This is a genomic window from Vibrio sp. 1562 (assembly GCF_033340155.1).
Lineage (GTDB): Bacteria > Pseudomonadota > Gammaproteobacteria > Enterobacterales > Vibrionaceae > Vibrio > Vibrio alginolyticus.
Window position 1 is genome coordinate 1 of the sequence record NZ_JAWOVY010000726.1, and the last position, 531, is coordinate 531.

A 531-nucleotide genomic window follows, 5' to 3' on the forward strand; every position below is an offset into this window, starting at 1 on the left:
AGACCATTCAAGCTATGGCTGAGTGTATTGATGTCGGTATCCAAGACGGCTCTATCCCAAACGGTGATAGCGCATTGTTGGCCAGACAGATTTATTATCTTTGGAATGGCGCAAGCTTACTGAACAAACTGTATCAAGATCAGGAAGCGCTCACGCAAAGCCTGACCTATACTCAACATCTACTGCAAAACACGCGTACTTGCCCATAACAAGTAACGTTAAAGTAAGATGAATACCCTACACGTGTTTCATTTGGGCTATTAACCTTTTGGAACACACTAAATCTTCCCGCTCTAAGAGCGGGATATTTTGGAACGAACACTAGACGACCGGTCTAATCTATAAGTGAGATAAACATGACTAACGCAACCAATCGTAGAATCGTCCTAGCATCACGCCCACATGGTGCTCCTACAACTGAAAACTTTCGCCTAGAAGAAGTAGCAAAACCTGTTCCACAGGCAGGAGAAATGCTGCTAAGAACGGTTTACCTCTCTCTAGATCCATACATGCGCGGTCGCATGAGCGATG

General features: G+C 44.8%; 2 pseudogenes. Both read left to right on the forward strand.

Features of this window, described 5'->3' with window-relative positions:
• Positions 1-209: pseudogene (locus R7Z49_RS27320) on the forward strand (TetR/AcrR family transcriptional regulator); the annotation flags it as partial.
• Between the two features lie 147 nt (positions 210-356).
• Positions 357-531: pseudogene (locus R7Z49_RS27325) on the forward strand (NADP-dependent oxidoreductase); the annotation flags it as partial.